This window comes from Micropruina sp., assembly GCF_027492755.1.
In the GTDB taxonomy this organism is placed as follows: domain Bacteria; phylum Actinomycetota; class Actinomycetes; order Propionibacteriales; family Propionibacteriaceae; genus Micropruina.
In genome coordinates this window covers 9173-12478 of the sequence record NZ_JAPUED010000112.1, presented here as the reverse complement: position 1 = coordinate 12478, position 3306 = coordinate 9173, and the positions used below count along the sequence as shown (strand labels likewise).

Sequence of the window (3306 nt, the reverse complement as noted above, 5' to 3'; positions counted from 1 at the left end):
CGCGGTACAGCTCCATGCACTGCTGGCCGGCGCCGCCGTGCACGTCGTCCAGCACGTTGATCGCCGACGCCATCGCCCCGTTCAGCGGCAGCCCGCAGGTGACCGACATCCGGCTGATCGCGATCGACGGCGCGTGCGGCCCGTGATCGACGGACGCCACCAGCGCGGCCTCCAGCAGGGACGCCTGGTCGGCGCTGGGCAGGTCGCCGCGCAGCATCAGCCAGATCATCTGCGGGAAGCTGATCCGGCCGATCAACTGCTCGATCGGGTAGCCCCGGACGCCGATCTGACCAGGGTGGATGTCGATGATGTCGGTCGACCACCAGTTGTGGGCGGCCTCCACCAACTCCTCGGGGGACTGGGTCATCGGTGGGCCTCAGGCGTCCGCGGGCTCGAGGGCCGGGTCGTAGAAGTCGCCGAACAACTCCTCGTCGCTGGGCTTGTCCTCGGGGATCGGACGGGCCACCCAGGTGGTGTTCAGGTAGTGCTTGAGGTGCACGTTCTCGCTGGTGATGTTGCCGCCCCAGGTGCCGCAGCCCATCGACGAGGTCATCGGCATGCCGTTGTTGAACGCGCCCGCGTTGGCCTTCGACTGCGGCTGGCGGACCATGATCCGCGACACCGGCGCGGCCAGGCCGAGGCGGTGGATGTGGTCGTCGTCGTGGGAGTAGATGCCGCAGGAGTGGCCCTTGCCGCCCACCTCGTAGACGGCGCGCATCGCGTCCAGGGCGTTCTCGAACTCGCCCTCGTAGCGGTGCACCGTCAGCAGCGTGGTCAGCTTCTCGCGCGAGAACGGGAACTCGTCGCCGATGCCGTCGCCCTTCACGAACAGGAAGGTGGTGCCCTCGGGGACGTCGAAGCCGGCGGCCTTCGCTAGTTCGGCGGGCGCGATCGCGACGGTGTCGGGCAGCCGGTGCGCCTCGTCGTCCCACATCACCTTCGCCAGCGCCTCGCGCTGCTCGCCCTCGGCGAGGTAGCCGCCCTCGGCCTGCAGCGCGGCGATCATGTCGTCCCAGATCGACTCGTGGATGATCAGGTTGCCGTCGGCGGAGCAGCCGGAGCCGAAGTCGGAGGTCTTGGAGATCCGGGTGTTGCGGGCGGCGATGTCGACGTCGGCGGTCTCGTCGATGATCATCGTCGAGTTGCCGGCGCCGACCCCGTAGGCGGGGGTGCCGGAGCTGTAGGCGGCGCGCACCATCGGCTGCCCGCCGGTCGCGATGACCAGGTCGGACGCCGCCATCAGCGCCTGCGACATGGCCACGCTGGGCTGGGTGATGCACTGCAGGATGTCGGCGGGGGCGCCCTCACGCTCGAGCGCCTCGCGCATCAGCCGGACGGTCTCGAAGGTGGTCTTCTTCGACCGCGGGTGCGGGGAGAAGATCACCACGTCGCGGGCCTTGATCGCGTAGATCGCGTTGCCGGCCGGGGTCAGATCGGGGTTGGTGGTGGGCACGATGCAGCCGATCAGGCCGACCGGCTTGCCGTACTTGACCAGGCCCTTCGCCTCGTCGGTCTCGATGATGCCGACGCTGGGCTGGCGCAGCGCGTCGCGCAGCACGCCGCGGATCTTCATCCGCTTGCCCATCCGGCTGACCGGGTCGCCCAGACCGGACTCCTCGATGCCCTCGTGCACCAGCCGGGTGAAGGTCACCTTGTTGGACACCGCCCAGGCGACCGCCTGGCAGAGCCGGTCGACCTTCGCCTGGTCGTAGGTCTCGATGATCTTCTGCGCGGCGCGGGCCTTGGCCAGCAGGTCGTTGAGCTCTTGCTCCTGCTCCGGGCGGAGGGGTTTCGGTTGGCTCGTCGTCGATGCCATCAGTGCGTCTCCCGAGTGTGAATCGCGATGTCGTGGGCATCAGTATGCAGACAAAATCGCGGTTTGTGAACCATCTGGTTAGTTAAATATGGAGAAGTTGGGTTGAGAGGCCAGTTGGATCATCGTCTCGGGACGCCAAACCGCCCTCTCGGGCCGTGAAACCGTCATCCGGGCTTGCCCCGGGATCTCGGCCGCACGCTGATCGTTCGGAGATCCCGGCGTTCGCCGGGATGACGGGGCTGGGCGCAGTGCGGAAGGGGTTGCGACAAGCTCAACCAGCGTTGGGGGCGAACTCAGTCGCCGGCGGTGCTGAACAGCACGCCGTCGGCCTGCAGCGACTCGATCTCGGAGGGGGTGAAGCCCAACTCGGCGGCGATCTCGGCGTTGTGCTGACCCAGGTCGGGCGCCACCTCGGTGACGGTGGTGTCGCAGTCGGAGAACCGGAACGGCAGGTTCGGCAGTCGCAGCGTGCCGTAGCGGGGGTGTTCCTGCTCGATCACCATGCCGCGGGCCTGGATCTGCGGATCGTCCAGCACCTCGTCGATCCGCTGCACCTTGGCGCAGGGGACGTCGGCGGCGTCCAGTTGGGCGAGCACCTCGGCGACGCCACGCGCGGCGACCCAGTAGCGCACCCCGGACAGGATCTCCTCGCGGTGCGCATTGCGGCCTGACAAGGTGTGGAACCGGGTGTCGGTGCCGAAACCGGCCGGTCCGCCGGAGGCTTCCAGCAGGTCGGCGAAGCGGCGCCAGCTGTCGTCTTGCTGGGCGGCGATGACCAGGTCGCCGTCGGCGGCCCGGAAGACGCCGTACAGGGTGGAGGCCGGCATGTCGTGGCCGGTCTGCTCGGGCAGCACCCCGCCGATCGTCCAGTTCTGCACCGCGTACTCGTGCATCGAGAACAGGGTGTCGTACAGCGCCAGGTCGATGTGTTGACCGCGTCCGCTGCGCACCCGGCCGAGCAGCGCGGCGGTGATCGCGGCCACCGCGTGGCTGCCGGTGTACATGTCGCCGAGCGAGATCCGCAGCAGCGGGGGTGGTTCGCCGGGCGTCCCGACCATGGCCATGATGCCGCTCTTGGCTTCGGCGATCAGCCCGAAGCCGGGGCGGTGGGCGTCCGGGCCGGTGTGGCCGTAGGCCGAGATCGAGCAGTACACCAGGCCCGGGTTGCGGGCCGACAGGTCGGCATAGCCGAGGCCGGCGCGGTCGAGGGCGCCGGGCCGGTAGTTCTCGACGAAGACGTCGGCGGAGTCGCACAGCCTGTGCATCAGGTCGCGGCCGCGCGGGTCCTTCACGTTCACACTGAGGCCGCGTTTGCCCATGTTGAGCTGCAGGAAGTAGCCGCTCTGCCGGTCGTCGAGCACCGTGGCGTGCTGCCGCCCAGCATCTCCCGTGCCGGGGCGTTCCACTTTGATCACGTCGGCGCCGAGCGCGGCCAGGCAGCGTCCGACGTAGGGCCCGGCCAGGAAGTGGCTGTTGTCGACGACCCGGAT

At 69.0% G+C, this 3306-nt stretch carries 3 protein-coding genes; all 3 read right to left on the bottom strand.

The features are described from left to right. A partial coding sequence (locus Q0066_RS07880) for a citrate/2-methylcitrate synthase (RefSeq protein ID WP_298131769.1) occupies nucleotides 1-367 on the bottom strand: 367 nt, incomplete at its 3' end. A 9-nt stretch (nucleotides 368-376) separates the two neighbouring features. Beyond that, nucleotides 377-1816: an aldehyde dehydrogenase family protein gene (locus Q0066_RS07875; RefSeq protein ID WP_298131767.1), complete on the bottom strand. Its 1440-nt coding sequence runs from the start codon at nucleotides 1814-1816 to the stop codon at nucleotides 377-379. Between the two features lie 293 nt (nucleotides 1817-2109). Then, nucleotides 2110-3306, bottom strand: a 1197-nt coding sequence (locus Q0066_RS07870; protein WP_298131765.1) for a CoA transferase, incomplete at its 5' end; no start/stop codon positions are given.

Bases quoted from the DNA above. Each gene is read 5' to 3' on its own strand.
- Q0066_RS07875 (WP_298131767.1), bottom strand. From the start codon at position 1,816: ATGGCATCGACGACGAGCCAACCGAAACCCCTCCGCCCGGAGCAGGAG.